Annotated in this window: 18 protein-coding genes; 6 read left to right on the forward strand and 12 right to left on the reverse strand. The window is 71.1% G+C overall.

The features are described from left to right. Positions 1–24: 24 nt before the first annotated feature. The 8 genes from ACFC1K_RS04980 to ACFC1K_RS05015 all read right to left on the reverse strand — a co-directional run bounded on the left by ACFC1K_RS04980 (position 25) and on the right by ACFC1K_RS05015 (position 13264). Positions 25–2844, reverse strand: a complete 2820-nt coding sequence (locus ACFC1K_RS04980; protein WP_375870698.1) for a family 78 glycoside hydrolase catalytic domain — start codon at positions 2842–2844, stop codon at positions 25–27. After that, positions 2841–4358: a family 43 glycosylhydrolase gene (locus ACFC1K_RS04985; protein ID WP_375870699.1), complete on the reverse strand. Its 1518-nt coding sequence runs from the start codon at positions 4356–4358 to the stop codon at positions 2841–2843. Before ACFC1K_RS04985 ends, ACFC1K_RS04980 begins: the two co-directional genes overlap by 4 nt. 21 nt (positions 4359–4379) lie before the next feature. After that, positions 4380–5510: a serine hydrolase domain-containing protein gene (locus ACFC1K_RS04990; RefSeq protein ID WP_375870700.1), complete on the reverse strand. Its 1131-nt coding sequence runs from the start codon at positions 5508–5510 to the stop codon at positions 4380–4382. Then, a complete protein-coding gene (locus ACFC1K_RS04995; RefSeq protein ID WP_375870701.1) occupies positions 5507–7936 on the reverse strand; it encodes a glycoside hydrolase family 3 C-terminal domain-containing protein in 2430 nt (809 codons plus the stop codon). Before ACFC1K_RS04995 ends, ACFC1K_RS04990 begins: the two co-directional genes overlap by 4 nt. A gap of 85 nt (positions 7937–8021) precedes the next feature. Further along, complete coding sequence (locus tag ACFC1K_RS05000) at positions 8022–8870, reverse strand: ATP-binding cassette domain-containing protein (RefSeq protein WP_375870702.1); 849 nt, start codon at positions 8868–8870, stop codon at positions 8022–8024. Beyond that, the gene (locus tag ACFC1K_RS05005) at positions 8867–10729 is read right to left on the reverse strand and encodes a dipeptide/oligopeptide/nickel ABC transporter permease/ATP-binding protein (protein ID WP_375870703.1); all 1863 of its coding nucleotides are present in this window, start codon (positions 10727–10729) and stop codon (positions 8867–8869) included. Before ACFC1K_RS05005 ends, ACFC1K_RS05000 begins: the two co-directional genes overlap by 4 nt. After that, positions 10726–11667 (reverse strand): ABC transporter permease, encoded by a 942-nt coding sequence (locus ACFC1K_RS05010; protein ID WP_310285940.1) that lies wholly within the window; start codon positions 11665–11667, stop codon positions 10726–10728. Before ACFC1K_RS05010 ends, ACFC1K_RS05005 begins: the two co-directional genes overlap by 4 nt. 64 nt (positions 11668–11731) lie before the next feature. Further along, positions 11732–13264 carry an ABC transporter substrate-binding protein gene (locus ACFC1K_RS05015; RefSeq protein WP_375870704.1) on the reverse strand — a complete coding sequence of 511 codons (1533 nt, stop codon included), beginning with the start codon at positions 13262–13264 and terminating at the stop codon, positions 11732–11734. Positions 13265–13461: 197 nt separating this feature from the next. Between ACFC1K_RS05015 and ACFC1K_RS05020 the strand changes: the two genes are divergently transcribed. Together ACFC1K_RS05020 and ACFC1K_RS05025 are read left to right on the forward strand one after the other, a co-directional pair. Then, positions 13462–14208: a TetR/AcrR family transcriptional regulator gene (locus ACFC1K_RS05020; protein ID WP_375870705.1), complete on the forward strand. Its 747-nt coding sequence runs from the start codon at positions 13462–13464 to the stop codon at positions 14206–14208. After that, a complete protein-coding gene (locus tag ACFC1K_RS05025; protein ID WP_375870706.1) occupies positions 14205–16631 on the forward strand; it encodes a glycoside hydrolase family 2 TIM barrel-domain containing protein in 2427 nt (808 codons plus the stop codon). The genes ACFC1K_RS05020 and ACFC1K_RS05025 overlap by 4 nt, the downstream gene beginning before the upstream one ends. A gap of 101 nt (positions 16632–16732) precedes the next feature. On the opposite strand, the gene ACFC1K_RS05030 is transcribed toward ACFC1K_RS05025, so the two are convergent. Both ACFC1K_RS05030 and ACFC1K_RS05035 read right to left on the reverse strand, forming a co-directional pair. Then, positions 16733–18091 carry an MFS transporter gene (locus ACFC1K_RS05030; RefSeq protein WP_375870707.1) on the reverse strand — a complete coding sequence of 453 codons (1359 nt, stop codon included), beginning with the start codon at positions 18089–18091 and terminating at the stop codon, positions 16733–16735. Further along, positions 18088–18561, reverse strand: coding sequence for a MarR family winged helix-turn-helix transcriptional regulator (locus tag ACFC1K_RS05035; RefSeq protein ID WP_375870708.1), 474 nt, complete (start codon positions 18559–18561; stop codon positions 18088–18090). Before ACFC1K_RS05035 ends, ACFC1K_RS05030 begins: the two co-directional genes overlap by 4 nt. Positions 18562–18674: 113 nt before the next feature. Here ACFC1K_RS05035 and ACFC1K_RS05040 point away from each other — a divergent pair, with 113 nt between their 5' ends. From ACFC1K_RS05040 to ACFC1K_RS05055, 4 genes are read left to right on the forward strand one after another with little or no spacing between them, the layout of a single operon-like run. After that, entirely contained in the window at positions 18675–19526 is an 852-nt protein-coding gene (locus ACFC1K_RS05040) for an alpha/beta hydrolase (protein WP_375870709.1), read from the forward strand. A 58-nt stretch (positions 19527–19584) separates the two neighbouring features. Continuing rightward, complete coding sequence (locus ACFC1K_RS05045) at positions 19585–20634, forward strand: biotin/lipoate A/B protein ligase family protein (protein ID WP_310285924.1); 1050 nt, start codon at positions 19585–19587, stop codon at positions 20632–20634. Then, a complete protein-coding gene (locus tag ACFC1K_RS05050) occupies positions 20613–21614 on the forward strand; it encodes a DNA-methyltransferase (RefSeq protein ID WP_375870710.1) in 1002 nt (333 codons plus the stop codon). The genes ACFC1K_RS05045 and ACFC1K_RS05050 overlap by 22 nt, the downstream gene beginning before the upstream one ends. A 22-nt stretch (positions 21615–21636) precedes the next feature. Beyond that, the gene (locus ACFC1K_RS05055; protein WP_375870711.1) at positions 21637–22623 is read left to right on the forward strand and encodes an LLM class F420-dependent oxidoreductase; all 987 of its coding nucleotides are present in this window, start codon (positions 21637–21639) and stop codon (positions 22621–22623) included. A 97-nt stretch (positions 22624–22720) separates the two neighbouring features. On the opposite strand, the gene ACFC1K_RS05060 is transcribed toward ACFC1K_RS05055, so the two are convergent. Both ACFC1K_RS05060 and ACFC1K_RS05065 read right to left on the reverse strand, forming a co-directional pair. Further along, on the reverse strand, positions 22721–24223 hold the full coding sequence (locus ACFC1K_RS05060) for a carboxylesterase/lipase family protein (protein ID WP_375870712.1): 1503 nt from the start codon (positions 24221–24223) through the stop codon (positions 22721–22723). Positions 24224–24247: 24 nt separating this feature from the next. After that, a complete protein-coding gene (locus ACFC1K_RS05065; protein ID WP_375870713.1) occupies positions 24248–25555 on the reverse strand; it encodes an MFS transporter in 1308 nt (435 codons plus the stop codon). Positions 25556–25602: the final 47 nt, after the last annotated feature.

Here is a 25602-nt window from a genome sequence, read left to right on the forward strand (position 1 = left end):
TCTGGTGCGGGCCGAGCGGCGGCGTCAGCCGGCTGTGGCGGAGCGGATGGCGGTGTCCACCGCGTCGAGCAGGGCAGGCGGCGTGAACATGAGGGCGGTCGATACGGGGCGTCCTGCGGCCCAGCGGGTCTCCGAGCGGACCGTGCGCGCCCGCTCCGGATCGGCCTCGTCGAGCGTGTCCAGCAGCGCCTGATAGGCGCGCGGATCGTCGATCACGTCCGCGAGGGAGGCGGTGAGGCCCGGCAGGGGCCGGAACGCCTGAGCGGGCGATGCGCGAACCCGCCATTCGTGTGCGCCCGATCCCACCTCGGCGTGGTGCGATCCCTCGGGAAGATCCACCTCCGCCGTGGTGTTCGGCGGAACCTGCGCGGTCACGACGATGTCGTCGCCGTCACGGACCCATGACACGGATGCCTCGCCGTACGGCGTCACGTGCCGGGCCGACGCGTGGTCGAGCCCGGCCAGAGGGCGGGGTGCGATCCGCACGCGGCGGTACCCCGGTTCGGCGGGCGCGAGCCCGGCCACGGAGCGATGCAGCCAGTCGGCGACCGCGCCCAGGGCGTAGTGGTTGAACGACGTCATCTCTCCGGGGTTCACCGACCCGTCTGGCAGCAGGCTGTCCCAGCGCTCCCACACTGTGGTCGCCCCCATCGTCACAGGGTAGAGCCACGACGGGCACTCGGTCTGCAGCAGCAGCCGCTCGGCAGCGGCGAGCCTGTCGGCCCGCGTGAGGGCGTCGGTGACGAGCGGGGTGCCGACGAACCCGGTGCCGATGCGGTAGCCGCCCTCGCGGACGAGCGCGGCGAGGCGCTCGGCGAGGGCGTCGCGCACGCCCGGATCGGAGACGAGGTCGAACTCGAGGGCCAGCGCGTAGGCGGTCGGCGCGTCGCTCATCATGCGACCGGCCGGGGTCACGTACTCCGCCACGAAGGCGGCGCGGCTGCGTTCTGCGAGCGCGGCGTAGGCCGCAGCATCCGTGTCCTCGCCCAGGAGGGCGGCGGCATCCGCGACCTGGCGCAGCGACCGGGCGAGGTACGCGGTCGCGACGATGTCGCCGTCGACCTTCGCCTGCCCGGGTTTGTCGGGCGGCGCCGCCGGATCGAGCCAGTCGCCCAGCTGCATGCGGCCGGCCCACAGGCCGCTGTCGCCGGCATCGCGGAGAACGGCGTCGACCCAGGCCTTCATGCTGGGGTACTGCGCGGCCAGCACACCGACGTCGCCGAAGCGCTGGTGCAGCACCATCGGCACCACGGTGGCCGCATCGCCCCACGCGGCCGTGGGACCGAGACCGCCGAACGAGGGGAGTGCGGCGGGCACGACGAGAGGCACGATGCCGTCGTGGCGGGCCTGCTCGAGCGAGAGATCGCGCAGCCACGAGGTGAGGAAGCCGTCCACGTCGTAGAGGAAGCTCGCCGTCGGCGCGAACACCTGGATGTCGCCCGTCCAGCCGAGGCGCTCGTCGCGCTGCGGGCAATCCGTCGGGATCGACAGGAAGTTGCCGCGCATACCCCACACGACGTTCTCATGCAGCCGGTCCAGCTGCGCGTGGGATGAGGAGAACCAGCCGGTGCGGCTGAGATCGGTGTGCAGCACGACCGCCTCGATCTGCGACGTGTCGACCTCGAGTCCGGTCACCTCGGCGTAGCGGAAGCCGTAGAACGAGAACCGCGACTCGAGCACATCGTCCTCGCCCGAGAGATCGAACGTGGCGGTCGCCCGCGCGTTGCGGAGGGGACGGATGCTGAGTTCGCCGTCCTCGAGGACCTCGGCGTGGCGCACCGTCACGCGGGTGCCGGCGGCGCCCCTCACCCGCAGCCGGAGCCGGCCGACCAGGTTCTGGCCGAAGTCGAGGATCCGGCCGCCGGACGGGGTCTCGAGGACGTCGACGACGGGCAGTGTGTCGATTCGGCGCACGGGCGGAGCGACGCGCGCCTCGGGCACGGGGACGTTGTCATAGCCGGGAAGGGCGGCGGCGCCGACGCGCGCGGCCGTCCACCCGGCGATGTCCGCACCGGGCTCGGACCAGCCGGGCACTGCGCGGCGGAGGTCCTGGTGCTCGCCGGGGTAGATGCCGCTGTCGACGACGGGTCCGTCGCCGTGGGCGGTCCAGTCGGACCCGGTCGCGGCGAGCGTCTCGGTCGAGCCGTCGGTGTAGGTCACCCGCAGCTGCGCGAGCAGCGACGGCTGCGTGCCGTAGAGGCGGTTCGTGAAGGTGAAGAAGCCGTACTTCTCGGTGTACCAGGCGCCGGCGATCGTGGCGCCGAGCACGTTCTCGCCCTCGCGGAGGAGCGCGGTGACGTCGACGCTCTCGTGCACGAGGCGGTCGCGGTACGCAGTCCAGCCCGGCGCGAGCACGTCGTGCGACACCGCCGTGCCGTTGAGCTCGGGCTCGGCGGCGCCGAGCGCCGTCCAGAACAGGAGGGCCCGGCTGACCGGGCGCTCCAGCGAGAACGACGTGCGCACGAGCGCGGGCTGCGCGTCGCGCTCGGGCGAGGTGAGCCCGATCGGCTGCGCGACCCACTCGCCGTCGGCCAGGAACCCGGCCTCGATCCGCAGCGGCGTGCTCCAGCCGGTGCTCGTCCCCGAGGTCGAGCGGGCGCGCACGCGGACCTCGCGGATCTCGCCCGGTCGCAGCGGCGCGAACGGCCAGGCGACCAGCACCGAGTCGGCGCCGTCGAGGGCGACCTCGCCGGCGCCGTCCGAGAGCTCCGCGCCCGCCTGCAGCCAGGCGCCGGTCGCCGCCACCGTCCAGGTGAGCCGCGGGGTCGGCGTCGCGACGAACGCGGTGTCGTCGCGCAGCTCGGCCTTCAGGTTCGCGATGGCGGGGGATGCGGCATCCGTCATTCGTCGTCTCCTTCTGCCGCCCAGCGCAGCACGGCGACGTCGCCGTCGACGGCGTACACGCCGATGACGCGGCCGGTGAACGATTCGGTGACCTCGGAGGAGAGGAAGCGGCCGTCGACCTGGGCGAGCTCGACGCGCTCTCCGCCGTCGGGGGTGAAGCCGAGGTGGAACATGTCGCTGGTCGAGACGATGCCGCGGCCCGGTGCCGGCCGGCGCGAGTCGAGGTGCAGGTCGACGACGTCGGTGCCGAGCGGGGCGCTCCACTCCTGGTGCAGCCCGCCGAGCGACGCGCGCGCGGTGACGGTGCCGCCGCCGGCCTCGATCTCGATGCGGAAGGCCTCGTCGTAGCGCACCGCGAGCCCGCCGACGCCGGCGCTCACGTCGACGCGCGCGGTGACCGCGTTGTTCAGGTGCTCCTGGCGGCGGCCGACGAAGACCGGTCGCGAGTCGGCGAGCGTCGTGCCGTCGGCGTGCAGCACGAGCGCGCTGGAGCGTGAATCGAGGTCGGCGATCTCGGTGGGCAGGCGGCGGACGGCGACCCACTCGTGGTCGAGCGGGCCGTCGAACACGACCTCGGCGCGCGTGCCGGGCCGCGGGTTGAGCTCGACGGGCGCGATCACGGGCCAGCCGTCGGCCCACGTGACCGGGGTCGCGAAGGTCTCGCGCCCGAGCGCCGAGAAGGCCCGGGTGCCGCTGCGCGGCCGCACACCGAGCAGCACGCAGAGCCACTCGCCGTCGGGACCGACGACGAGGTCGCCGTGGCCGGTGTTCTGGATCGGCCGCGGCGTCGAGCGGGCCGAGACGAGGGGGTTGCCCGGCGCGCCGACGAACGGACCTTCGGGCGACGGCCCGCGCGCGATCGAGATCGAGTGCCCGCGCTCGGTGCCGCCCTCGGCGATCAGGAGGTACCACGCCCCGTCGACTTCGTAGAGGTGCGGCGCCTCCGGGAACATCAGCCCGGTTCCCGACCACAGCGACCGCGGTTCCTCGAGCGCGCGGTGCGTCGCGAGGTCGACGCGCACCTGCTGGATCCCGAGGTGGGCCGGCTGGTTGGGGTTCAGAGCGCCGCTCAGCTGCAGCCCCGAGAACGTGACGAAGCAGGCGCCGTCGGCATCCCACGCGATGTCGGGGTCGATGCCCTCGATCGTCCCCGTGCCGTCGGCCTTGAGCAGGAGGTCGCCGTCGCTCCAGGGCCCGGCGGCATCGGTCGCGGTGAAGTGCAGCATGCCGCGGCCCATCGCGTCGGTGATGACGAGGTGGAAGACCCCGTCGTGATGACGGATCGTCGGAGCCCACGCCCCGCCCCCGGTCGGCACCTTTTCGACACCGAGCTGGCCCGGCCGCGTCGCGACGTGGCCGATGAGCTCCCACGTCTCGAAGTCGGTCGAGCGGTGGATCGGGATGCCCGGCAGGTACTCGAACGTCGAGGTCGCGAGGTAGTACACGCCGTCGACCCCGACGACGCTCGGGTCGGGGTGGAAGCCGTTGATCAGGGGGTTGAAGAGCGTGCTCATGGGGTTCCTTCGGGGCGAGATTCAGGACGAGAGACGGATGCCGAGTTCCCGGGCGAGTGCGACGGCACGCGGGTCGGCCCCGCCCGGCCAGGGGCCGCGCGCGATGGTCCACGCGAACGCGAGGCCCGTATCAGGGTCGACGCAGGCCAGCGCGCCGGCCGCGCCATCGTGGCCGAACGCACGTGGCCCGCCGAACGCGAGCTGCTGCGACGGCTTCTGGAACACGATCGCGTGCGCCCGGTCCTGCTGGTGCAGCACCTCGTCGTAGCCGCGGATCTGCTGCTGGCCGATCTCGGCGACGGTGTCCGCGCCGAGGAAGGGGTCGGCGCCGTCGACGCCCGTCACGGCCGCGGCGAAGAGCCGTGCGAGGCCGCGGGCGGTCCCGGTGCCCGAGCCGGCGGGATGGCCGTACTCCCAGCTGCGTCGCGAGTTGGCGAGGTCGACCTCGCCGCCCATCGAGCCGAAGACGACCGGGCCGAGCGCCGAGAGGGTCGGGGTGGAGGCGTCGGAGACAGGCTTGATCATCGGCAGCACGTCGACGCGGCGCGACTCGTGCTCGGCGGGGAGGCCGAGGAAGAAGTCGATGCCGTGCGGGGTGCGGATCTCCTGCTCGTAGAACTCGTGCAGCGTCCGGCCGGTCACCCGGAAGACGAGCTCGTCGCCGAGGTTTCCGATCGTGATGGCGTGATAGCCGAACGCGCTTCCCGGGTACCAGTACGGCCGGCTCGCCGCGAGGCGCTCCGCCGCCGCGTGGTGGTCGAGCAGCTCGTCCCAGGTGAGCGCGGGCTCCGCCTGCGGGAGGCCGGCCTGGTGCGAGAGCAGCTGCCGCACGGTGACGTGCTGCTTGCCCTTCGCCGCGAACTCGGGCCAGTAGGTCGCGACGCGCTCGTCGAGGTCGAGCTCGCCCCGCTCGACGAGCAGGCCGATCGAGAGGCCGATCGTGTTCTTCGTGACCGAGTAGGGCACGATGACCGAGTCCTCGGCCAGGTGCGGCCCGCCCCACGCGTCGAGCACGGGGCGCCCGTCGTGGAACGCCGCGACCTGGAACGACAGATCGGGGTCGGCGGCGAGCAGTCCGTCGAGGCGGGTGACGACCTCCTCCAGCCGCTCGTCGGCGCTCCCGCTCAGGCGGGCGGTGTCGAGCGCCTTCATGCGACGCTCCAGTCGAGCGCCAGGGGCAGGTCGGCCACCGAGGCCCCGGCGCGGAGCGTGAACGCGCCCGGCTCGACGACCCACTCGCCCGCCCAGTGCGCGAGGCGACGCGCCGGGACCGCGACCGTCGCGGTGACGGTCTCGCCGGGGGCGGCGTCCACGGTGGCGAATCCGACGAGCCAGCGCTCGGGGCGCTCCACCGCGGACTCCGCGCGCTCGGCGTACACCTGTACGACCTGCTTGCCGGCGCGGTCGCCGGTGTTCGCGAGCGTCACTTCGACCGTGTCGCCGATGCGCTGCGCCGCACCCCACGACCACGTCGTGTAACCCAGCCCGTGGCCGAACGGGAATGCCGGCTCGGCATCGGCCTTCAGCCACGCGCGGTAGCCGATGTGCAGGCCCTCGCGATAGTCGAGGCGGCCGTCGGTCGGAACGACCTCGGTCACCGGCACGTCGGTGAGGGCCGCGGGCCACGTCGTGGGCAGGCGCCCACCGGGCTCTGCAGCTCCCGTGAGGACGTCGGCGATCGCGTGTCCGAACTCCTGGCCCCCGAAGTACCCCTGCACGACGGCCGCGACCTCGTCCGCCCACGGCAGCACGACCGGCGAACCGGCGTTGACCACGACGATGGTCGGGGTTCCGGTGGCGGCGACGGCGCGCACGAGGTCGTCCTGGCGGCCGGGGAGGTCGAGGCTGGTGCGGTCGTAGCCCTCCGACTCGACCTTCGAGTTCGTGCCCACGACGACGATCGCGACCTCGGATGCCGCGGCCTCCGCGACCGCGCGGGCGATGAGCACGTCGGGATCGGTGCGCTCGGGGGCGATGCCCAGCGTCGCGCTGAGCGCACCGGACAGCGCGCCGTGGCTCTCGCGCGTGAATTCGACGCGGACCGCGGTCTCGCGGCCGGCCTCGACGGCGACCGTCGCGGTGATCGACGGCGGGTTGAGGAAGGCCGCGCCGAGGTCGGTGCCCTCGATGACCGGGGCGTCGTCGAGGACGAGACGCTCGTCGACGTACAGCTTGCCCGGGTTCGCGCCGGCGAAGCCGAGTTCGATCTCGCCCGACTCGGCGGGCGTGTACACCGTCTCGAACACCACCGTGGCGCTCGACGAGATCGGGGCGTCGCCGCCGAACCAGACCAGCGCCGTGGAGCGGCGGTTCTCGGCGAAGAGCTCGGTGCCGTCGGCGTCGAAGAACGCGACGCGGATGCCGGCCTCGCCCGTGGCCGGGTTGGTCAGCTGTGCGAGCGGGATCTCGGCGACCCCCTCCTGCACGACCGCGCCGATCTCGTAGTTCACGTCGGCGGCCGGCACTGCGGCGCGGATCGCCTCGAGCGGCGAGACCACGGACTCCGGGATCACGGTGGCGCTGCCGCCGCCCTGCGTGCGGGCCTCGCGGGCGTTCTGCCCGATGACGGCGACGCGGCCGAGGGACGAGGCATCCAACGGCAGGACACCCTCGTTGCGCAGCAGCACCGTGCCCTCGATGGCGGCGTCGCGCGCGAACGCAGGGCCGTCGAGTGGAGCGGGCTCGAGAGGGGTCGCGTCGCCGAGGGCGCCGACGCGCTCGGCGAGCAGCAGCAGGCGCAGCACCTTGCGGTCGAGGTCGGCCTCGTTCACGCGGCCGTCGCGGATCGCGTCCACCAGGTCGGCCCACGCGGGAGCGGGACCGGGCATCGCGAGGTCCTGCGCGGCCGGCACGGAGCCGAGCGAACGGACGGCGGTCCAGTCGCTGATCACGACGCCGTCGAAGCCCCACTCCGAGTTGAGCGGCGTCTCGAGCAGGTCGTTCTCGGTCATCGTGACGCCGTCGACCGCGTTGTAGGCGCTCATGATCGTCCACGCGCCCGCCTCGACGGCGCGCTCGAACGGGGCGAGGTACAGCTCGCGCAGCGCGCGCTCGTCGACGCGGACGTCGACGGTGAAGCGGTCGGTCTCGGCGTCGTTGGCGACGTAGTGCTTGGGCGTGGCGGCGACGCCGTTGTCCTGCAGGCCCCGCACGTACGCGGCGGCGAGCTCGGCGCTCAGCTCGGGGTCCTCGCTGAAGCACTCGAAGTGCCGGCCGCCGAGCGGCGAGCGGTGCAGGTTGATCGTCGGTCCGAGGACGACGTCGACACCCTTGCGACGGGCTTCGGATGCTGCGGCCGCCCCGTACCGGTACGCCAGGTCGACGTCCCACGAGGCGGCGAGCGCCGATCCCGACGGCAGGTTGAGCGACGGCTCGCGCTCGTCCCAGCGAGGACCGCGGACCCCGGCCGGGCCGTCCGACAGGGTCATCGCGCGGAGCCCGATCTCGGGCACGGGGACGGTGGTCCAGAAGTCGGCACCCTGCACGAGGGCCGCCTTCTGCTCGAGGGTGAGGCGCTCGAGCAGCGGCACGAGGTGCAGCACCGACTCGGGGTGCGTGGAGGTGGCGGTCTCGGTCATCGGGGGAGGTTCCGTTCTCGGAAGGAGGGTCAGAGGGGGATGCCGCGGCCCGGCCCTCGCGGGCCGGGCCGCGGCATCCGTCGCGTCAGATGACGCCGGCGGCCGCCTCGGCGTCGAGGAGCGCGCGCCGGGCGATGCGGCGCTCCTCCTGCTTGTCGGGGTCGGGCACGGGAGCGGCCATGAACAGCCGCTGGGTGTAGGGGTGCTCGGGCGCGGAGGTCACCCGGTCGCCGTCGCCCGTCTCGACGATCTCGCCGCGGTACATCACGGCGACGCGGTGGCTGATGTGGCGCACCACCGCGAGGTCGTGCGTCACGAAGAGGTAGGCGACGCCCGTGCGGTTCTGGATGTCGATGAAGAGGTCCAGCACGCGGGCCTGGGTCGACAGATCGAGTGCCGACACCGGCTCGTCGCACACGATGAGCCGCGGCCGCAGCGCGAGCGCCCGCGCGATCGCGACGCGCTGGCGCTGACCGCCCGAGAACTCGCGGGGAAGGCGACCGCGCGCGTCGGCGGGAAGCCCCACCTGATCGAGCAGGTCGCGCACCCGCGACTTCGCCTCGCTCGACGAGACGCCCGCCGCGGTCAGCGGCTCGGTGAGGATCTGCTCGATCGTCATCGACGGGTTCAGCGACGAGTACGGGTCCTGGAACACGACCTGGATCTCGGAGCTGAGCGCGCGGCGCTCCTGGCGCTTGAGGTGCGAGATGTCCTTGCCGTCGTAGAAGATCGACCCCTCGGTCACCGGCGCGAGGCCGAGGGCCGCGCGGCCGAGAGTGGTCTTGCCCGACCCCGACTCGCCGACGAGTCCGACCGTCTCACCCGGAAGGATGTCGAGCGACACGCCCTTGAGGGCCCGGAACGGCTGGGCGCGGAAGCCCTTGCCCGGGTACTCGACGACGAGGTCCTTGATGTCCAGCAGCGGAGTGCTCATGCCCGTGCTCCCTTCGTGACGAGCGGACCGCGGGCGGGACCCTCATCGAGGATCGCGTCCAGCAGTGCCTGCGTGTACGGGTGCTGCGCGTCGTTGAAGATCGCGCGCACCGGGCCCTGCTCCACGAACCGGCCGCTCTGCATGACCGTCACCCGGTCGCACAGGTCGGCGACGACGCCGAAGTTGTGCGTCACCAGGAGCATCGCCATGTGGCGCTCGGCCTGCAGGTCGCGGAGCAGCTCGAGCACCTCGGCCTGCACCGTGACGTCGAGGGCCGTGGTCGGCTCGTCGGCGATGATGAGGTCGGGGTCGGTCGACACGGCGCCCGCGATGAGCACGCGCTGCGCCATGCCGCCCGAGACCTCGAACGGGTAGGCGTCGAACGTGCGCTTCGGGTTCGGGATGCCGACCCGTGCGAGCAGCTCGAGCGAGCGGTCGGTGGCCGCCTTCTTCGAGAGCCCGAGGTTCTTGCGCAGCGGCTCGACCAGCTGGCTGCCGATCGTGAACGACGGGTCGAGGTTCGACATCGGCTCCTGCGGGATGTACCCGATGCGCTTGCCGCGCAGGCCCGCATAGGTGCGGTCGTCGCCGTCGGCGATCTCGGTGCCCTCGTACAGGATGGAGCCGCCGGTGACGTGGCCTCCGCGGGGGAGCAGGCCCAGCACCGCGAACGCGGTCTGCGTCTTCCCCGAGCCGGACTCGCCGATGAGACCGTGCACCTCGCCCTTGCGGATGTCGAGCGAGACGCCGTGGACGACCTCGATGTGCGAGCCGTCGGGCTGGTCGTAGCCGACGTGCAGGTCGCGGACGTCGAGCACCTTCTCGGTCGCCTTGCTGCGCGCGTCGCCCTTGTGGACGATGACGCCGTCGGTCTCGAAGATCGGCGGCTCGTCGAGGTCGACGACGTCGCCCCCGCTGAGTCCCACCGACGTCGTGACGGCGGCGACCGAGCCGGTCGCGGTCGCGACCGCGCGGCGACGCTTGCGCCGCACCGAGACGGTGCGCTCGATCTCGTCGCGCATCACGTTGGCCAGGAGCGTCAGCGCGATGCAGGTGAGGGCGATCGCAAGCGACGGCCAGAGCATCAGGAGGGGCTCTTTGTAGATGTTCTTGAAGCCGTCGTTGAGCATCTGGCCCCAGGTGGGCACGGCGATGTCTCCGAGGCCGAGGAACTCGAGGCCCGACTGGATCGCGATGGCGATGCCGGCGATGATCGCCGACTGGATGATGATCGGAGCCCGCACGACCGAGAGCACGTGGCGGCCGATGATGCGCGTGTCGCTGAGGCCCGACACGCGGGCGGCGTCGACGTAGAGCTCAGTGCGCACCGCGGTCACCGAGGCGTACACCAGCCGGTAGAACGCCGGCGCCAGCAGGATGCCGAAGATGAACATCGAGATCCAGACCGAAGGGCCGAGCACGGCGCGCGCCGCGAGCAGCACCACGATGCCGGGAAGGGCCATGTTCAGCTCGGTGACCCACGTGGCCGCGTTGTTGAACCAGCCCTGGTAGTAGCCGGCGATGAGGCCGCTGACCACACCCAGGATGAGCGCGACCACGAGGGCGAGAAGAGCGGCGAGGACGGTCGTCTGGGTCGCGACCAGCAGACGCGAGAACACGTCGCGGCCGCTGCCGTCGGTGCCGAGGAGGTGCTCTGCGCTGGGCGACGCGAGGACGTTGCGGATGTCGGCGTAGTTGGGGTCCTGCGGAGCGATCCACGGCCCGATGATCGCGATGATCCCCAGGAACACGAGGAAGATCAGCGAGGCGAGGCCGACGGGGCGGCGCACCAGCCGGCGCCAGAGCGAGACGCGTACCGGCGCGACCGGTACGTCGAGGGGGACGTCGATGGCGGTCATGAGAGTCGCACCTTCGGGTTCAGCGCCGCCTGGGCGAGGTCGATGAGGAGGTTCACGATGACGACGATGATCGCGAAGGCGATCACGACGCCCATGACGACCGGGATGTCGCCGAGGGTGGTGGCGCGGACGGTGAGCTGGCCCATGCCGGGGATGGCGAAGACCTGCTCGACGATCACGGCCCCACCGAGGAGGCCGATGAACTGCACGGCGAGCACCGCCAGTGCGGGGCCGCCGGCGTTGCGGAGCACGTGGCGGTACACGACCGAGTTCGTGCTGAGGCCCCGCGAGCGGAGCGTGCGGACGTAGTCCCGCGACATCGCGTCGATGACCGAGCCGCGGACCTGCTGCGACACCGCCGCGATCGCGCCGATCGACAGCGCCACGATGGGCAGGGTCACGGACGACAGCCATCCCGACACCGAGGTGGTCGCAGGCACGTATCCGGTCGCCTTGAACCAGCCCAGGTTGATCGCGAACACGAGCACGAGGCCCAGTGCGATGAGGAAGCCGGGGATCGCGAAGCCGATGAGGGAGATCACCTGGACGCTGCCGTCGACCCAGCCGCCGCGGCGGGCGGCGAGAATGCCGAGCACGACCGCGACGATCGCCGAGACGACGGTCGCGCCGATCACGATCGCGAGGGTGACCGCGAGGCGGTTGCTGACGCTCGTCGAGACGAGCTCGCCGGTGAACCAGCTGCGACCGAGGTTGCCCGTGAGGGCGCCGGTGACCCAGTTCCAGTACTGCTGGAGCAGCGGCTGATCCAGCCCGAGCTGTTCGGTCTTCTTGGCGACGGTCTCGGCGGTGGCGTTCTCGCCGAGGATGCGGCGGGCGATGTCGCCGCCCGCGGCGTAGAGGAGGACGAACGCGAGGAACGAGATCACCGCGATGAGGATGACGCCCGACAGTACGCGCCGGAGGATGAATGCAAGCATGTCGCTTTCCCGTGGGTGGTGTCTCCCCGCCCGCCCGCAGTGTGCGGGCGGGCGGGGAGAGGATTCAGTTCTTCGGCGAGAAGTCGAAGATCGACGGGTAGGCGTTGGTGGGCCAGAACTCGAGGTTCGTGTTCGCGTCGGTCGCGTACGTGCCCTGGACCCGGAAGAACGGCGCGAACCAGGCCTGCTCGACCAGGTAGGCGTTGAGGTCCTTCGTGGCCTGGTCGGCCTCGTCCTTCGTGCCCATCTGGATCGTCGAGATGTACTCGTCGACCTTCGGGTCCTGCGAGTGGAACGGGTTGAACGTGGCCTCGGGAGCGATCATGAAGTTGATCAGCTGCCAGTCCGGGTTCTGCTCGAGCGCCATCCACGTCGCCGGGTACTTCGGGGCGAGCATGTCGGTGATGAAGTTGCCGGTGCCGGGGTCGGTGTAGTTCACCGTGATCCCGATGTCGGCGAGCTGCTGCGCGACCAGGTCGAACGTGGTCTGGAACGCCGGGGTCGACATCATGTCGATCGAGAACCCATCGGGGTAGCCGGCCTCGGCGAGGAGCTTCTTGGCGCCTTCGGGGTCGTACTCGTAGGTGCTGTCGAGCGCCTCGTCGTAGCCGACCGACGTCGCCGGGAAGACCTGCTCGGTGACGGTTCCGTAGCCTGCCTGCAGCGCCTTCAGCAGCGCCTCGCGGTCGAACGCCATGTTGATCGCCTGGCGCACCTTGACGTCGGCGAGCTCGGGCGCCATCGTGCCGGCGCGGTCGAACAGCAGCAGGCCCTGGAAGTCGAGCTCGTTGGACTCGATCGTCCAGCCGGATGCCTCGATCTCGGGGATCGTGTCGTTGTTCACGATCTTCGCGCCGTTGGCCTCGCCGGCCTTGAGGGCGTTGAGCGTCGCGGTCGGGTCCTCGATGACGTTGATCGTCAGGTTGTCGTACTTGACGGCATCCGGGTTCCAGTAGTCGGGGTTGGCCGTGTAGACGTACGTGGTGCCGGTGACGGTCGCCGCGGTGTCGAGCACGTACGGGCCGGAGCCGATCGGCTCGGTGGCCGAGTCGGGGTCGTCGAACGTGGACGGCGCCTGGATGAGGCCGGGGGCGATCGAGAGCATGTTGACCAGGGACGGGTCGGGCGCGTCCTGCGTGATGGTCACGGTGGTGGCGTCGACAGCCGCGAACTCCTTGCCGGCCAGCGTCGCGGCCTGCGGCGACGTGCCGTCGCGGAAGCGCTCGAGGCTCGCCACGACGGCGTCGGCGTCGAGCTTGGTGCCGTCGGTGAACTCCACGTCGTCGCGGAGCGTCAGCGTCAGCACGGTGTTGTCTTCGTTGTACTCCCACTTGGTGGCGAGCCAGGGCTCGATCTCACCGTCGGAGTTCTTCTGCAGCAGCGTGTCGAACACGGCCTGGAAGAAGGGGCTGCGGTTGCCGTACTCGGCGCCCTGCCCGATGTCGTAGCTCGTGGGCCCGATGATCGCGGTGAGCGTGAGCCGGTCTGCCCGACCGGAGTCGCTTCCGCCTGACCCGTCGTCTCCTGCACCGGCGCAGCCGGTGAGGGCGAGTGCGGCGATCGCGATGGTGGCTGCTGTGGCCTTCCAACGGAACATCCTTGGTCCCTTCATAGGTGGCGATGCCCCTGCGGATCGCCTACTGCCGGGAGACGCTAACAGCAATTTCTAGTGGGCGCTAGGTTTTTGATCTAAAAAACTAGCGAGCATTAGGAATTCGTTATAGAACGGAGGGGAAGGACCCCGACAGGCCACCGACGGAGGTGCGCGAGACGGCTCGGGGATACGGTGTGACGATGACCGAGACGACTTCCGCCCCAGCACAGGCGGGGACCGCTCCCACGAGGACGCGGAAGCCGCGTGGCGAGTACGCCAAGTCGAGCCAGACGCGCACGGCGATCCTCGACGCCGCCCTGGAGGTGTTCTCGCAGTCCGGCTATCGCGCGGGCTCCCTCCGAGAAGTGGCGGAGCGGGTCGGGATGAGCGAAGCGGGGCTGCTGCACCACTTCCGCAGCAAGAGCGCGCTCCTGATGGCGCTGCTCGAACACCGGGACGAGCTGTCGCGCGCTCGCGTCGACTTCGACATCCCCGACGGAGTCGAGGCGCTGCGGGCGCTCGCTGAGCTGGCGAGGTTCAACGCGGCGCAGCCCGGCATCGTCGAGCTGTACTGCATGCTCTCGGCCGAGGCGACCTCGCCCGCGCATCCCGCGCACCAGTACTTCGTCAACCGATACGTCTCCGTGCGCGCCAGCGTGACCGGCTCCTTCGAGCGCGCCGCCGCCGCCGGGCGCCTGATGGACGGTGTGGATCCGGGCCGCGCTGCGGTCGCGACGATCGCCCTCATGGACGGCCTGCAAGTGCAGTGGCTTCTGGCACCGGATTCGACGGACATGGCCGAGGCGCTCCACGAGGCCTTCCGCGTCCTCATCCGCGGCTACGACCTCGTGTCGATCGAGAACGCGCTGGACGTTCTCGACGCGCAGGACGCTGTCGACGAGGCCGAGGGCGGATCGGCTCCGGAGCGAGTGGGGGAGCACGAGTGATCCGCGAGCCCTTCCTCGAAGGCTGGGCCGCGGGCCCGAAGCTCGGCGCCTTCGAGGCGCCCACGCCGGAGTCCGCACCCCGACCTGTCCGCCTGCCGCACGACGCCGTGCGCGACCTCCCGCGTTCGGCCGACAGCGACCAGGGCGTGCACACCGGCTACGTCCCCGGCGGTGTCTTCGAGTACGCCAAGACGTTCGACGTCCCCGCCGAGTGGCGCGACAAGACCGTGCGCCTCGAGTTCGAGGGCGTCTACCGCGACGCCGTCGTGTTCGTCAACGGCGACGCCGTGACGCACGAGCCGAACGGGTACAACGCGTTCGAGGCCGTGCTCGACCCGTACCTGCGACACGGCGAGCCCAACCGCGTGACGGTCGAGGCCCGCGCGCACCGCGACAGCCGGTGGTATTCCGGTGCGGGCATCTATCGTCCGGTCCACCTGGTGGTCGCCGACCCCGTGCACATCCCGCTCGACGGCACGCGCGTCACGACGCCTGACATCGACGCCGATCGCGCCGTCGTCCAGGTCGCGACCACGGTGCGGAACGGCACGCGCCGCACCCGCACGCTGCGACTCACCTGGACGGTGGAGGCGCCGGACGGCTCCGACGTCGCGACGGGAACGGCGCCGGTGACGGTGCTTCCGAACGCCGACGCCGTGGCGCGCGTGCGCCTCGCGGTCGACGATCCGGCGCTGTGGAGTGTCGACGCCCCCGCGCTCCACCGCGTGCGGACGACTCTCGCCGAGGAGAGCGGAGAGCAGATCGACGCGGATGCCGCGACCTTCGGCATCCGCCGCCTGCAGGTCGATGCGGCGCGCGGGCTGCGGATCAACGGGGAGACCGTCAAGCTGCGGGGCGCGTGCGTGCACCACGACAGCGGACCGCTCGGCGCCGCGACGTTCGCCGTGGCAGAGGACCGGCGCGTGCGCCTACTGAAGGCAGCAGGGTTCAACGCGCTGAGGAGCTCGCACAACCCGATGAGCCGCGCGATGCTCGATGCCTGCGACCGGCACGGCGTACTCGTGATGGATGAGCTCACCGACACCTGGACCCGCTCGAAGGTCGCGTTCGACGCCGCTCCGAGCTTCCCCGACCGGTGGCGCCACGACGTCGAAGCCCTCGTCGCGAAGGACGTCAACCACCCGAGCGTGATCATGTACTCGATCGGGAATGAGATCCTCGAGCTCGCGACGCCCGCGGGCTCCGCCTGGAGCCGGCGCCTGGCCGAGGCGTTCCGCGACGCCGACGACACGCGCCTGGTCACCAACGGGATCAACGGGATCATCGCGAACCTCGACAAGATGGGGCGCCCCGAGGACTCCGACGAGACCGGGCCGACCGATCCGAACACGATGATGGCGACGATGGGCGACACGATGGCGCGCGCCAACGCGTCGGAGCTCGTCACCGCGTCGACCGAGGAGTCGGCATCGGTGCTCGACGTCGTCGGGTTCAACTACGCAGAGTCGCGGTACGAGCTCGACCGCGAGTTGTTCCCGAACCGCGTGATCGTGGGGTCCGAGACCTTCCCGTCGCGCATCGAGAAGATGTGGGACCTCGTCGAGCGGCTCGACCACGTCGTCGGCGACTTCACGTGGACCGGCTGGGACTACCTCGGCGAGGCCGGCATCGGGCGCGTCGACTACACCGACGAGCCGGGCTACGAGCCGACCGGCACGGCCGGCCCCTACCCGCACCTGCTGGCGGGATGCGGCGACATCGACATCACGGGCTTCCGCCGCCCGGTCTCGTTCTACCGCGAGATCGTGTTCGGCCTGCGCGCCGAGCCGTACCTGGCCGTGCACCCGCCGCGCCACCACGGCCGGCCGACCGCGACCACGCCCTGGTCCTGGGACGACTCGGTGTCGTCGTGGACCTGGGATGCCGAGCCCGGCGTCCCCGTCACGGTCGACGTCTACGCGCCGGCCGAGGAGGTCGAGCTGCTGCGCGACGGCGTCTCGCTCGCCGTCGCCGCGGTCGGAGCCGAGAAGGCGTTCCGCGCACGCTTCGAGACCGAGTACCGCCCGGGTGAGCTCGTCGCGATCGCCCGCACCGGAGGCATCGAGGTCGGGCGCACGACGCTGCGGACGGCCGGCGAGGTGGGGCTCGCAGCATCCGTCGAGGAGTCCGAGATCTCTGCCGACGGGCTCGGGTTCGTCGCGATCTCGCTGGCCGACGCGGACGGCGTCGTCGCGGTCGACGCCAACCGCCTCGTCACGGTGACCGTCGACGGCGACGCGGAGCTCGTCGGGCTCGGCACCGGACGCATCCGCACCGAGGAGTCGTTCGCGGGCCCCTCGGTCACGACGCACGACGGGCGCGCCCTCGCGATCGTGCGGCCCACCGGGCCGGGATCGGCGACGGTGACGGTGACCGCCGACGGGCTGGCCGCGGCGTCGGCGTCGCTGACGATCCGCCCGTAGATCCGTCTCATCCGTCGTTCGTTCGCCACAGAAGTACGCGGATCGGGCCGAAACGCGTACATCTGTGGCGAACGAAGCCCGAGCGGCGGGGCGCTACCGCGTCAGCTGGCGCGGGCGCGGGTGCGGATCTCGTCCCCGTCGCCCGGAAGCACGCGGATCGGCGTGGTGCCGGCGACCTCGTCGCTGAACTCCTCGGGGGCGACGATGGTGAGCGGGCGCGTCTCGTCGAGCGTGAGGCGGAACCGCTTCTGCTCGTGGCGGTGCAGACGCCCCGACCACAGCAGCCACGTGGCGCCGATGGCGAAGGCGACGAACGCGGCGACGGCACCGACGAGGATCGCCGCGCGCGGGCCGAACTCGCCGGCCACCCATCCCACGATGGGCGCGCCGATCGGGGTGCCGCCCATGAGGATCGCCATGTACAGCGCCAGCACGCGGCCGCGCAGCACCGGGTCGGTGGTGGTCTGCACGTAGCCGTTCGCGGTGGTCATCATGGTGACCACCGCGAAGCCCGTGAACATGAGGGTGATCGCGTAGAGCCAGTACGTCGGCATGAACGCCGACACCACGGCGGCGATCCCGAACATCGCCGTGCCGCTGATGAGCACGCGCAGCCGGGCGCGGTCGCGGCGGGCGGCGAGCAGGGCGCCCGCGACCGAGCCGATCGCGAGGATCGAGCTGAGCAGGCCGAAGCCGTCGGCCTCCTTGCCGAACTCGACGGCCATGGTCGACGCGAGGATCGGGAAGTTCATGCCGAACGCGCCGATGAGGAACACCATCGCGCACGTGACGATGAGGTCGGGGCGGCCGGCGACGTAGCGGAATCCGTCGGCGAGGCGCGAGGACTGCGGCGCCTTCACGCGCGGCACGAGCTCATGGGTGCGGATCAGCACGAGGGCCGCGAGCATCGCGAGGAACGTCACGGCGTTGGCGACGAACACCCACCCGGTGCCGATCGCGACGATGACGATGCCCGCGACCGCGGGACCGATCATGCGGGCGCCGTTGAACGACGCCGCGTTGAGCGCGACAGCGTTCGACGCGTTCTCGCGGGCGACCAGGTCCGACACGAAGGCCTGGCGGGCCGGGTTGTCGAACGCGGCGACGACGCCGAGCGCGAGCGCGAACCCGTACATGATCGGCAGCGTCATCATCCCGGCGAAGATGAGCACGCCGATCGCGACGCCGAGCAGGAGGAGCAGGCTCTGCGTGACGAGGAGCAGCTTGCGCCGGTCGAAGCGGTCGGCGACCAGCCCCGTGACGCCGACGAGCAGGAGCGGCGGGGCGAACTGCAGCGCCATCGTGACGCCCATCGCGGCGGCGTCGTTGTCGGTCAGCTCGGTGAGCACCACCCAGCTGATCGCGGTGGACTGCATCCACGCGCCGATGTTCGACACCAGCGCGCCGATGAACCAGACGCGGTAGTTGAACGCGGAGAAGGAGCGGAACATGGCGCTCATCGGGCCACCATCCGCTCCATGATGTCGGCCGCGGCGGCGAGGGTCTCGCGCTCGGCCGGCGTGAGCTCGGCGAGCGAGGCCTCGACCCACGCATCGCGGCGACGCGCGGTCTCTTCGACGACCGCCACGCCCTCGGGGGTCAGCGAGATGACGACCTTGCGGCCGTCGCGCTCGTCGGCGCCGCGCACGATGTAGCCGGAGTCCTGCAGGCAGTTGACGGTGCGGTTCATCGACGGGGCCGAGACGCGTTCACGCTCGGCGAGATCGCCGAGCGTGTGGGGGCCGTGCACCTTGAGGGCGGCGAGCACCGCGAACTGTCCGTCGCTCATCGAGTCGACGGCGCGCTGCGTGCGCATGCGTCGCGCGAGGCGGAACGTCGCGATGCGCAGCTGCGAGGCGGCGGGGGAGAGGTCTGCGTGAGTACCGGCATCGGGGCCGGTGTCTGAATCTGAAGTCTCGTTGCTGCTCATCCGGTTAGTTAGCCTAGCTCATTAGTCTTGCTAAACAAAGTCGGGATCGATGGATGCTGCGCCTCCGAGCCGTGCGGCGGGTCGCAGCATCCATCGCCCCTAGACTTCTGCGCATGCCCGAGTACACGGACGCGTACGGCGTCACGATCGTCTACGACGTCCACCCGGCGAAGACGGGACCGCGGGGTGTGGTGCAGCTCCTCCACGGCGTCGGCGAGCACGCCGGGCGTTACGCGGCCCTGGTCGACGCACTCACCGCGGACGGGTTCACGGTGTACGCCGACGACCACCGCGGCCACGGCCGCACCGGAATGGGCCAGCACAAGGGCGACGCCTCGAAGCTCGGGCAGCTCGGCCCCGGCGGCCTGCGCGCCACGATCTCGGCCCTGTGGCAGTTCACGCAGCAGATCCGTGCCGAGAACCCCGACCTCCCGCTCGTGCTGCTCGGGCATTCGTGGGGCTCGTTCATGTCGCAGAAGCTCATCAACGACCACCCCGACGCCTACGACGCGCTCGTACTCTCCGGCTCGTCGCTGCTGTGGCCGGGGTCGCTGAACTCCGGCGACCTCAACAAGCCCTGGAACAGCCCGCAGGCGACGGGCGTCGAGTGGCTCTCCTCCGACCCGAAGGTCGGCGAGGAGTTCCTCGCCGACGGACTCACGACCCACGAGACGCTCCCGAAGCTCTTCGGCCCCGTCGACACGCTGCGTCTGATCGGCAAGCCGGGCAAGGACCTCGGCGTCGACATCCCGACCCTCCTCATGGTCGGCCGCGACGACACCGTGGGCGGTCCGCGCAGCGTCCACCGGCTGGCCGATGCGTACCGCACGCGCTCGGGCTTCACCGACGTGACGACGCTCGTGTACCCGGGTGCGCGCCACGAGATCTTCAACGAGGTCATGCAGGCGGAGGTCCGTGCTGACCTTCTCGCGTGGCTCGACAAGCACATCGCGGACCGCACCTGAGTGCGGCGGCGCCCGCCCGATCGGCGCCTGTGCCCGCCGCGCGAATAGGCTGAAGCCCATGCACGGCGAATACAAGGTGCCCGGCGGAAAGCTCGTGGTCGTCGACCTCGAGGAGCGCGACGGACGCATCGCGGACTTCCACCTCGCGGGGGACTTCTTCCTCGAACCCGACGACGCGCTCGCCGACATCGACGCCGCCGTCAACGGGCTCCCGATCGAGGCGGATGTCGCGGCCATCGCCGCCGCGGTGCGCTCGGCGCTCCCCGACGGGGCTCAGCTCCTCGGCTTCACGCCCGAGGCGGTCGGCACGGCGGTCCGCCGCGCACTCGTGACGGCCCCGGGCTGGCGCGACTTCGACTGGGAGATCGTGCACGAGAAGCCCGTCTCGCCCCGCATGAACCTCGCGCTCGACGAGGTGCTCACCGGCCGGGTCGGCGACGGCCGCCGGCGGCCCACGCTGCGCATCTGGGAGTGGGACGAGAACGCCGTGGTGATCGGCTCGTTCCAGTCCCTCCGCAACGAGGTCGACCCCGACGGGGCTGCCGCGCACGGCTACGACGTCGTCCGCCGCATCTCCGGCGGCGGCGCCATGCTCATGGGGGCGAACTCGATCGTCACGTACTCGCTGTACGTGCCGGCATCCCTCGTCGCCGGGCTCACCTTCGCGGACTCGTACGCGTTCCTCGACGACTGGGTGCTGCAGGCGCTGCGCGCGCTCGGCATCGAGGCGACCTACCAGCCGCTCAACGACATCGCCTCGCCGCAGGGCAAGATCGGCGGCGCCGCGCAGAAGCGCCTCGCGAACGGGGGAGTGCTGCACCACGCGACCCTCAGCTACGACATGGACGGCGAGGTCATGACCGAGGTCCTGCGCATCGGCCGCGAGAAGCTCAGCGACAAGGGCACGACCTCGGCGGCCAAGCGCGTCGACCCCCTGCGCCGCCAGACCGGGCTGCCGCGCGAGGCGATCATCGCCAAGCTCGAGGAGACGTTCACCAACCTCTACGGCGCGGTCCCCGGGCACATCACCGACGACGAATACGCCGAGGCCGAGGCGCTCGTGGCGTCGAAGTTCGCGACGGACGCATGGCTTCGCCGGGTTCCCTGATCGGGGCGCCGGATGCTGCGCCTCCGGGCTCGGTCGAGATCCACCACGGTGACAACCTCGTGGTCTCCCGCACGCTGCCCGACGCGTCGTTCACGCTGATCTATCTCGACCCGCCCTTCAACACCGGCCGCCCGCAAGAGCGGTCCATCGAGACCGCGCGCTCCGCAGCATCCGTTTCCGCGTCCGTCGCTTCCGCCGCGAAAGGTCAGCTGGTCGACGAGGGAGCGGGAAGCAACCAGCCTCTCGGCGACCAGGTGAACTCTCGCGGATCGCAAGCGGTGGCGCCTGCCGTCGTGCGGCGCGGGTTCCACGGGCGCGAGTACGAGCGGATCCGCGGTGACCTGCGTGCGTACGACGACACCTTCGACGACTACTGGGGCTTCCTCGAGCCGCGCCTGCTCGAGGCGTGGCGCCTGCTCGCCGATGACGGCACCCTGTACCTCCACCTCGACTACCGCGAGGCGCACTACGCCAAGGTGCTCATGGACGCGCTCGTCGGGCGCGAGCGGTTCCTGAACGAGCTCATCTGGGCCTACGACTACGGGGCGAAGACGCGCAAGCGGTGGCCCACGAAGCACGACACGATCCTGGTGTACGTCAAGGATCCGAAGTCGTACTGGTTCGACTCGGAGGCCGTCGATCGCGAGCCCTACATGGCGCCGGGACTCGTGACTCCCGAGAAGGCCGAGCGCGGAAAGCTCCCCACCGACGTCTGGTGGCACACCATCGTGCCGACCACCGGCCGCGAGAAGACCGGGTATCCGACGCAGAAGCCCGAGGGGATCCTCCGGCGCATCGTGCAGGCCTCGTCGCGCCCCGGCGATCGGGTGCTCGACTTCTTCGCCGGCAGCGGCACCACCGGTGCGGTCGCCTCGGCGCTGGGCCGCGACGCCGTCCTCGTGGACCACAACCCGGCCGCGATCGCCGTGATGCGCGAGCGGATGCCGCATGCCCGGGTGTTCGGCGTGGTCGGCGAGTAAACGCTTCCTTAGGCTGAGGGGTATGCGCTTCGGAACATTCATCCCCCAGGGCTGGCGATTCGATCTCGTCGGCATCGACCCCTCAGAGCACTGGGAGGTGATGAAGGGGCTCGCCCAGCGCGCCGACGCCGGGCCGTGGGAGTCCCTCTGGGTCTACGACCACTTCCACACGACCCCGGTGCCGAGCGACGAGGCGACGCACGAGGCGTGGACGCTCATGGCGGCCTTCGCGGCCTCGACCGACCGCATCCGTCTCGGCCAGATGTGCACCTGCATGGGCTACCGCAACCCCGCCTACCTCGCCAAGGTCGCCGCCACCGTCGACATCGTCTCGGGCGGTCGCACCGAGATGGGCATCGGCGGCGGGTGGTACGAGCACGAGTGGGAGGCGTACGGCTACGGCTTCCCGCCGGTGCCGGAGCGGCTCTGGATGCTGCGCGAGGGCGTCGACATCATGCAGCAGGCCTGGACGACCGGGCGTGCCACGCTCGACGGCAAGCATTATCAGGTGGACGGCGCCATCGTGCAGCCGCTGCCTCTGCAGGACGGCGGCATCCCCATCTGGGTCGCCGGCGGCGGCGAGAAGGTCACGCTCAAGATCGCGGCGAAGTACGCGTCGTACACGAACTACGCCGGCTCGCTGGAGGACATCGACCGCAAGAGCGCCGTGCTCCAGGGCCACTGCGACGCGCTCGGCCGGGACTTCTCCGAGATCACGCGCACGTCGAACTTCAACACGATCGTCGGCGCGACAGAGGCCGAGGCGCGCGATCGCCTGGCCGCTGTGAAGGCGCGTCTGCTGCCGCACGTCGGGCAGGAGCGCGCCGACCACATCGAGCACGACTACCTGACGTCGCCCGCGTTCGGCACCCCCGAGCAGGTCGCCGAGCGCCTCGCCGAGCGCGAGCGCCACGGCATCGCCTACGCGATCCACTACTTCCCCGAGGCGGCCTACGACCTCTCGGGCGTGGAGCTGTTCGAGCGCGAGGTCGTCGCCGCGCTGTCCTGAGAAACCGCACACACGAAAGGGTGGGTCCTCGCCGATGCATCGGCGGAGACCCACCCTTTCGCGGTTCCCGCGCTGCAGGGGCGGCGGGAGTCTGTGGTCAGAGCAGCGACGCGACCGCGGCGTAGCCGTGGGGGTCGACGTCGGGGGAGCCCGCCGGCCCGCCGAAGACACGCGTGGTGCCCGGAGCGCCCGACCATGCCGGCCAGCCGGGATCGGCGCCGACGATCAGGCCGACCGCAGCGGCGTGCGTCTGGTCGGCGAGCTGCTGCGGCGGATTCGGGCCGGTGAGCGGCTCGATCTGCACCGAGTCCAGGCAGTCGAACCAGAACGGGACGTCGATGCAGTGCACCGCCGACCCGTTCACCGCGCCGGGCTGCGACGAGCGGAACGCGTAGCGGTAGACCCACGTCGGAGCGGCGCCGCGTGCCCGCGCCGTACGGACGACGGCGCTGCGGAACATGCGGTCGGTGATGTAGCGGCCGAGCACGGCGGCGTGTCCGCGCGCCACCACGTCCCGGTTCGCCGCGAGGTACGCCTTGCGCTGCGTCCCCGTGAGTCCGGACCGGCCGAGCAGGAGGCCCAGCGGGATCCAGCGGAGTGTCTTGGCCCGTCCCGCCACGACCATCGAGAACTCGTCGTCGGTGGCGCCGAGCACGAGCGGCTTGTCGGCGCCGACGCCCGCCGCGAGCGAGGCGATCGTGGGCCGGGTGAGGAGGTCGCCGTCGATCGACGGGCCGAGCAGGAGGCCGTCGTCGAGCAGCTTGGTGATGGCGTCCGGGCCGGCCACGCTCGTCGCCTTCTTCTGCGCCTCGATGATGCGCTCCTCGGGCACCGTCGACAGCGCGGCGCGGGTGGGGGCGACGCCGACGCGTGCCGCGACGTCGCGCCCGATCGCCTCCCAGCGCTCCGTCGCGACGTCGGCGGTGGCGCCGGACAGCGCCCACACCGAGTGGAAGAGGTGCTGGGCCGCCGGCATCCCGAGCAGTGTCAGCACCGCCCCGCCGCCGGCGGACTGTCCGGCGATGGTCACGCGCGACGGATCGCCGCCGAAGTTCGCGATGTTGTCCTGGACCCACTGCAAGGCGAGCAGCCAGTCGCGGACGCCTCGGTTGGAGGGGGCGTCCTCGATCCAGCCGAACCCGTCGAAGCCGAGCCGGTACGAGATCGTCACGGTGACCACGCCGTCGCGGTTGAACGAGCGGCCGTCGTACCAGGGGCTCGCCGGCGAGCCCGCGAAGTAGCCGCCGCCGTGGATCCAGACGAGCACCGGGAGCGCAGCATCCGTCGCTCCGGGAACCGGCGTGAAGACGTTGACGTTGAGGGTCGACTCGCCCGGCACGGACGGCTCGGGGATGAGGGTCACGCCGGGGTCGCCGCGCTGCGCGGTGGCGCCGAACGCGAGGGCGTCGCGCACGCCGTCCCACGGCTCGGCAGGCACGGGGGCGGCGAACCGCAGCTCGCCGACGGGCGGCTTCGCGAACGGGATGCCGAGGAACGCGGCGGACCCGCCGGCGCCGGGCTCGCCCCGCCAGAAGCCTCGCACCCGTCCGGTGGCGGTGTCGGCCTCCGCGTAGCGGAGTGCGGTGGTGATGTCTGTCATGGGGTGGGTCCCTTCTCGCGGACTCTAGCGGACGCCCTTGATGGGCGCCGTGGCGATCGCTGCCAGGATGACGAACACGATCGCGAACACGAACAGCATGGCGTACCCGCCCATCGCCGAGATGATCAGCAGCGCGATCGACGGGCTGAGGGCCTGCGGGATGTTGGTGGCGACGTTGAGGATGCCGAGGTCCTTGCCCGCAGCGGTGCCCTCGCTGGGCAGCACCTCGGTCATGAGTGCGGCGTCGACCGACATGTACAGGCCGAAGCCGACGCCGTTGATGATGCTCATGAGGACCATGCCGGTCATGTCGGGCATGATCAGCGGCATCGCGAGCCCTGCGACCATGATCACGGAGGCGGCGTAGATGAACACCTTGCGGCGGCCGACCTTGTCGCTCCACCATCCCGACAGCGCGATCGCGAGCAGGGTGGGCACGAACGCGACGAGCGTGAGCGTCAGCACGGCGCCCTGCGCCTCGCCGAGCGACAGCCCGATGTACTGCTGCAGCAGGTACAGCTGATAGGTCGAGACGACGAAGTAGCCGAGGATCAGCAGGAATCGTGCCGTGAACGCCCAGAAGAAGTCGGGGTGCTTGCGCGGGTTCACCCAGAAGCCCCGGAAGAAGGCGCCCCAGCGGAACGGCTCGACGGCGGCGTCCTTGGACGACCAATCCCGGTTGATGAGCACGAACAGGAGCGTCACGACGATCACAGCCCCGCCGAACACGGAGTAGGCGACGCCGAACTGGGCCGCGAGGGCGCTCGCCACCATGATGCCGACGGTCATGCCGACCTGCGTGCCGAGCCCGATCATCGCGCTCGCCCCGCCGCGCTTCGAGCGCGGAAACCGGTCGGCGGTGATGGTGGTCAGCGGCGCCTGGAGGAAGTTCAGCGCGACCTGGATGACGACCCAGAACACGGTGATCCAGACGAGATCGGTGAGCGAGCCCATCCCGAAGAGCAGGATGCCGCCGACCAGCGCGCCGAGCACCATCCACGGCGAGCGACGGCCGAACCGCGAGCGCGTGCGGTCGCTGAAGGCGCCGGCGATCGGCTGGGCGAAGAGCGTGAAGACGAACGAGACCGTGGTGACGATTGCGAGGTTCGCCTCCTTCTGCTCGTCGCCGAACAGCAGCTGGATCTGCGTCGGCAGGAGGATCGCGATGAGGCCGCCGTAGGTGGCGAACAGCGTCAGCGCGGCGACGAGCATGCTCGGCAGCAGCGCCCTGCGCGCGGGCGGGCTGGCGGGCGGCTCGCCAGGCGCCGGTGGGGTGCTTCGGATGAGGCCGGTGGGCGCGATGTCGAGGGTGGGGTCGGGCTGTGCGGTCATGGCGACTCCTCTTCGTCGAGATGTCTCGGGGCGGATCGGGGCGAAAT

It is taken from the genome of Microbacterium sp. NPDC056057, from assembly GCF_042266945.1.
In the GTDB taxonomy this organism is placed as follows: domain Bacteria; phylum Actinomycetota; class Actinomycetes; order Actinomycetales; family Microbacteriaceae; genus Microbacterium; species Microbacterium trichothecenolyticum_C.

Excerpts from the sequence above, each read along its gene's own strand:
- ACFC1K_RS05065 (WP_375870713.1), bottom strand. The coding sequence starts at position 25,555 with ATGACCGCACAGCCCGACCCCACCCTCGACATCGCGCCCACCGGCCTC.
- ACFC1K_RS04980 (WP_375870698.1), bottom strand. The coding sequence starts at position 2,844 with ATGACGGATGCCGCATCCCCCGCCATCGCGAACCTGAAGGCCGAGCTG.
- ACFC1K_RS05000 (WP_375870702.1), bottom strand. The coding sequence starts at position 8,870 with ATGAGCACTCCGCTGCTGGACATCAAGGACCTCGTCGTCGAGTACCCG.
- ACFC1K_RS04985 (WP_375870699.1), bottom strand. The coding sequence starts at position 4,358 with ATGAGCACGCTCTTCAACCCCCTGATCAACGGCTTCCACCCCGACCCG.
- ACFC1K_RS05010 (WP_310285940.1), bottom strand. The coding sequence starts at position 11,667 with ATGCTTGCATTCATCCTCCGGCGCGTACTGTCGGGCGTCATCCTCATC.
- ACFC1K_RS05005 (WP_375870703.1), bottom strand. The coding sequence starts at position 10,729 with ATGACCGCCATCGACGTCCCCCTCGACGTACCGGTCGCGCCGGTACGC.
- ACFC1K_RS05040 (WP_375870709.1), top strand. The coding sequence starts at position 18,675 with ATGCCCGAGTACACGGACGCGTACGGCGTCACGATCGTCTACGACGTC.
- ACFC1K_RS05060 (WP_375870712.1), bottom strand. The coding sequence starts at position 24,223 with ATGACAGACATCACCACCGCACTCCGCTACGCGGAGGCCGACACCGCC.
- ACFC1K_RS04990 (WP_375870700.1), bottom strand. The coding sequence starts at position 5,510 with ATGAAGGCGCTCGACACCGCCCGCCTGAGCGGGAGCGCCGACGAGCGG.
- ACFC1K_RS05030 (WP_375870707.1), bottom strand. The coding sequence starts at position 18,091 with ATGAGCGCCATGTTCCGCTCCTTCTCCGCGTTCAACTACCGCGTCTGG.
- ACFC1K_RS05015 (WP_375870704.1), bottom strand. The coding sequence starts at position 13,264 with ATGTTCCGTTGGAAGGCCACAGCAGCCACCATCGCGATCGCCGCACTC.
- ACFC1K_RS05045 (WP_310285924.1), top strand. The coding sequence starts at position 19,585 with ATGCACGGCGAATACAAGGTGCCCGGCGGAAAGCTCGTGGTCGTCGAC.
- ACFC1K_RS05020 (WP_375870705.1), top strand. The coding sequence starts at position 13,462 with ATGACCGAGACGACTTCCGCCCCAGCACAGGCGGGGACCGCTCCCACG.
- ACFC1K_RS05035 (WP_375870708.1), bottom strand. The coding sequence starts at position 18,561 with ATGAGCAGCAACGAGACTTCAGATTCAGACACCGGCCCCGATGCCGGT.
- ACFC1K_RS04995 (WP_375870701.1), bottom strand. The coding sequence starts at position 7,936 with ATGACCGAGACCGCCACCTCCACGCACCCCGAGTCGGTGCTGCACCTC.
- ACFC1K_RS05050 (WP_375870710.1), top strand. The coding sequence starts at position 20,613 with ATGGCTTCGCCGGGTTCCCTGATCGGGGCGCCGGATGCTGCGCCTCCG.
- ACFC1K_RS05055 (WP_375870711.1), top strand. The coding sequence starts at position 21,637 with ATGCGCTTCGGAACATTCATCCCCCAGGGCTGGCGATTCGATCTCGTC.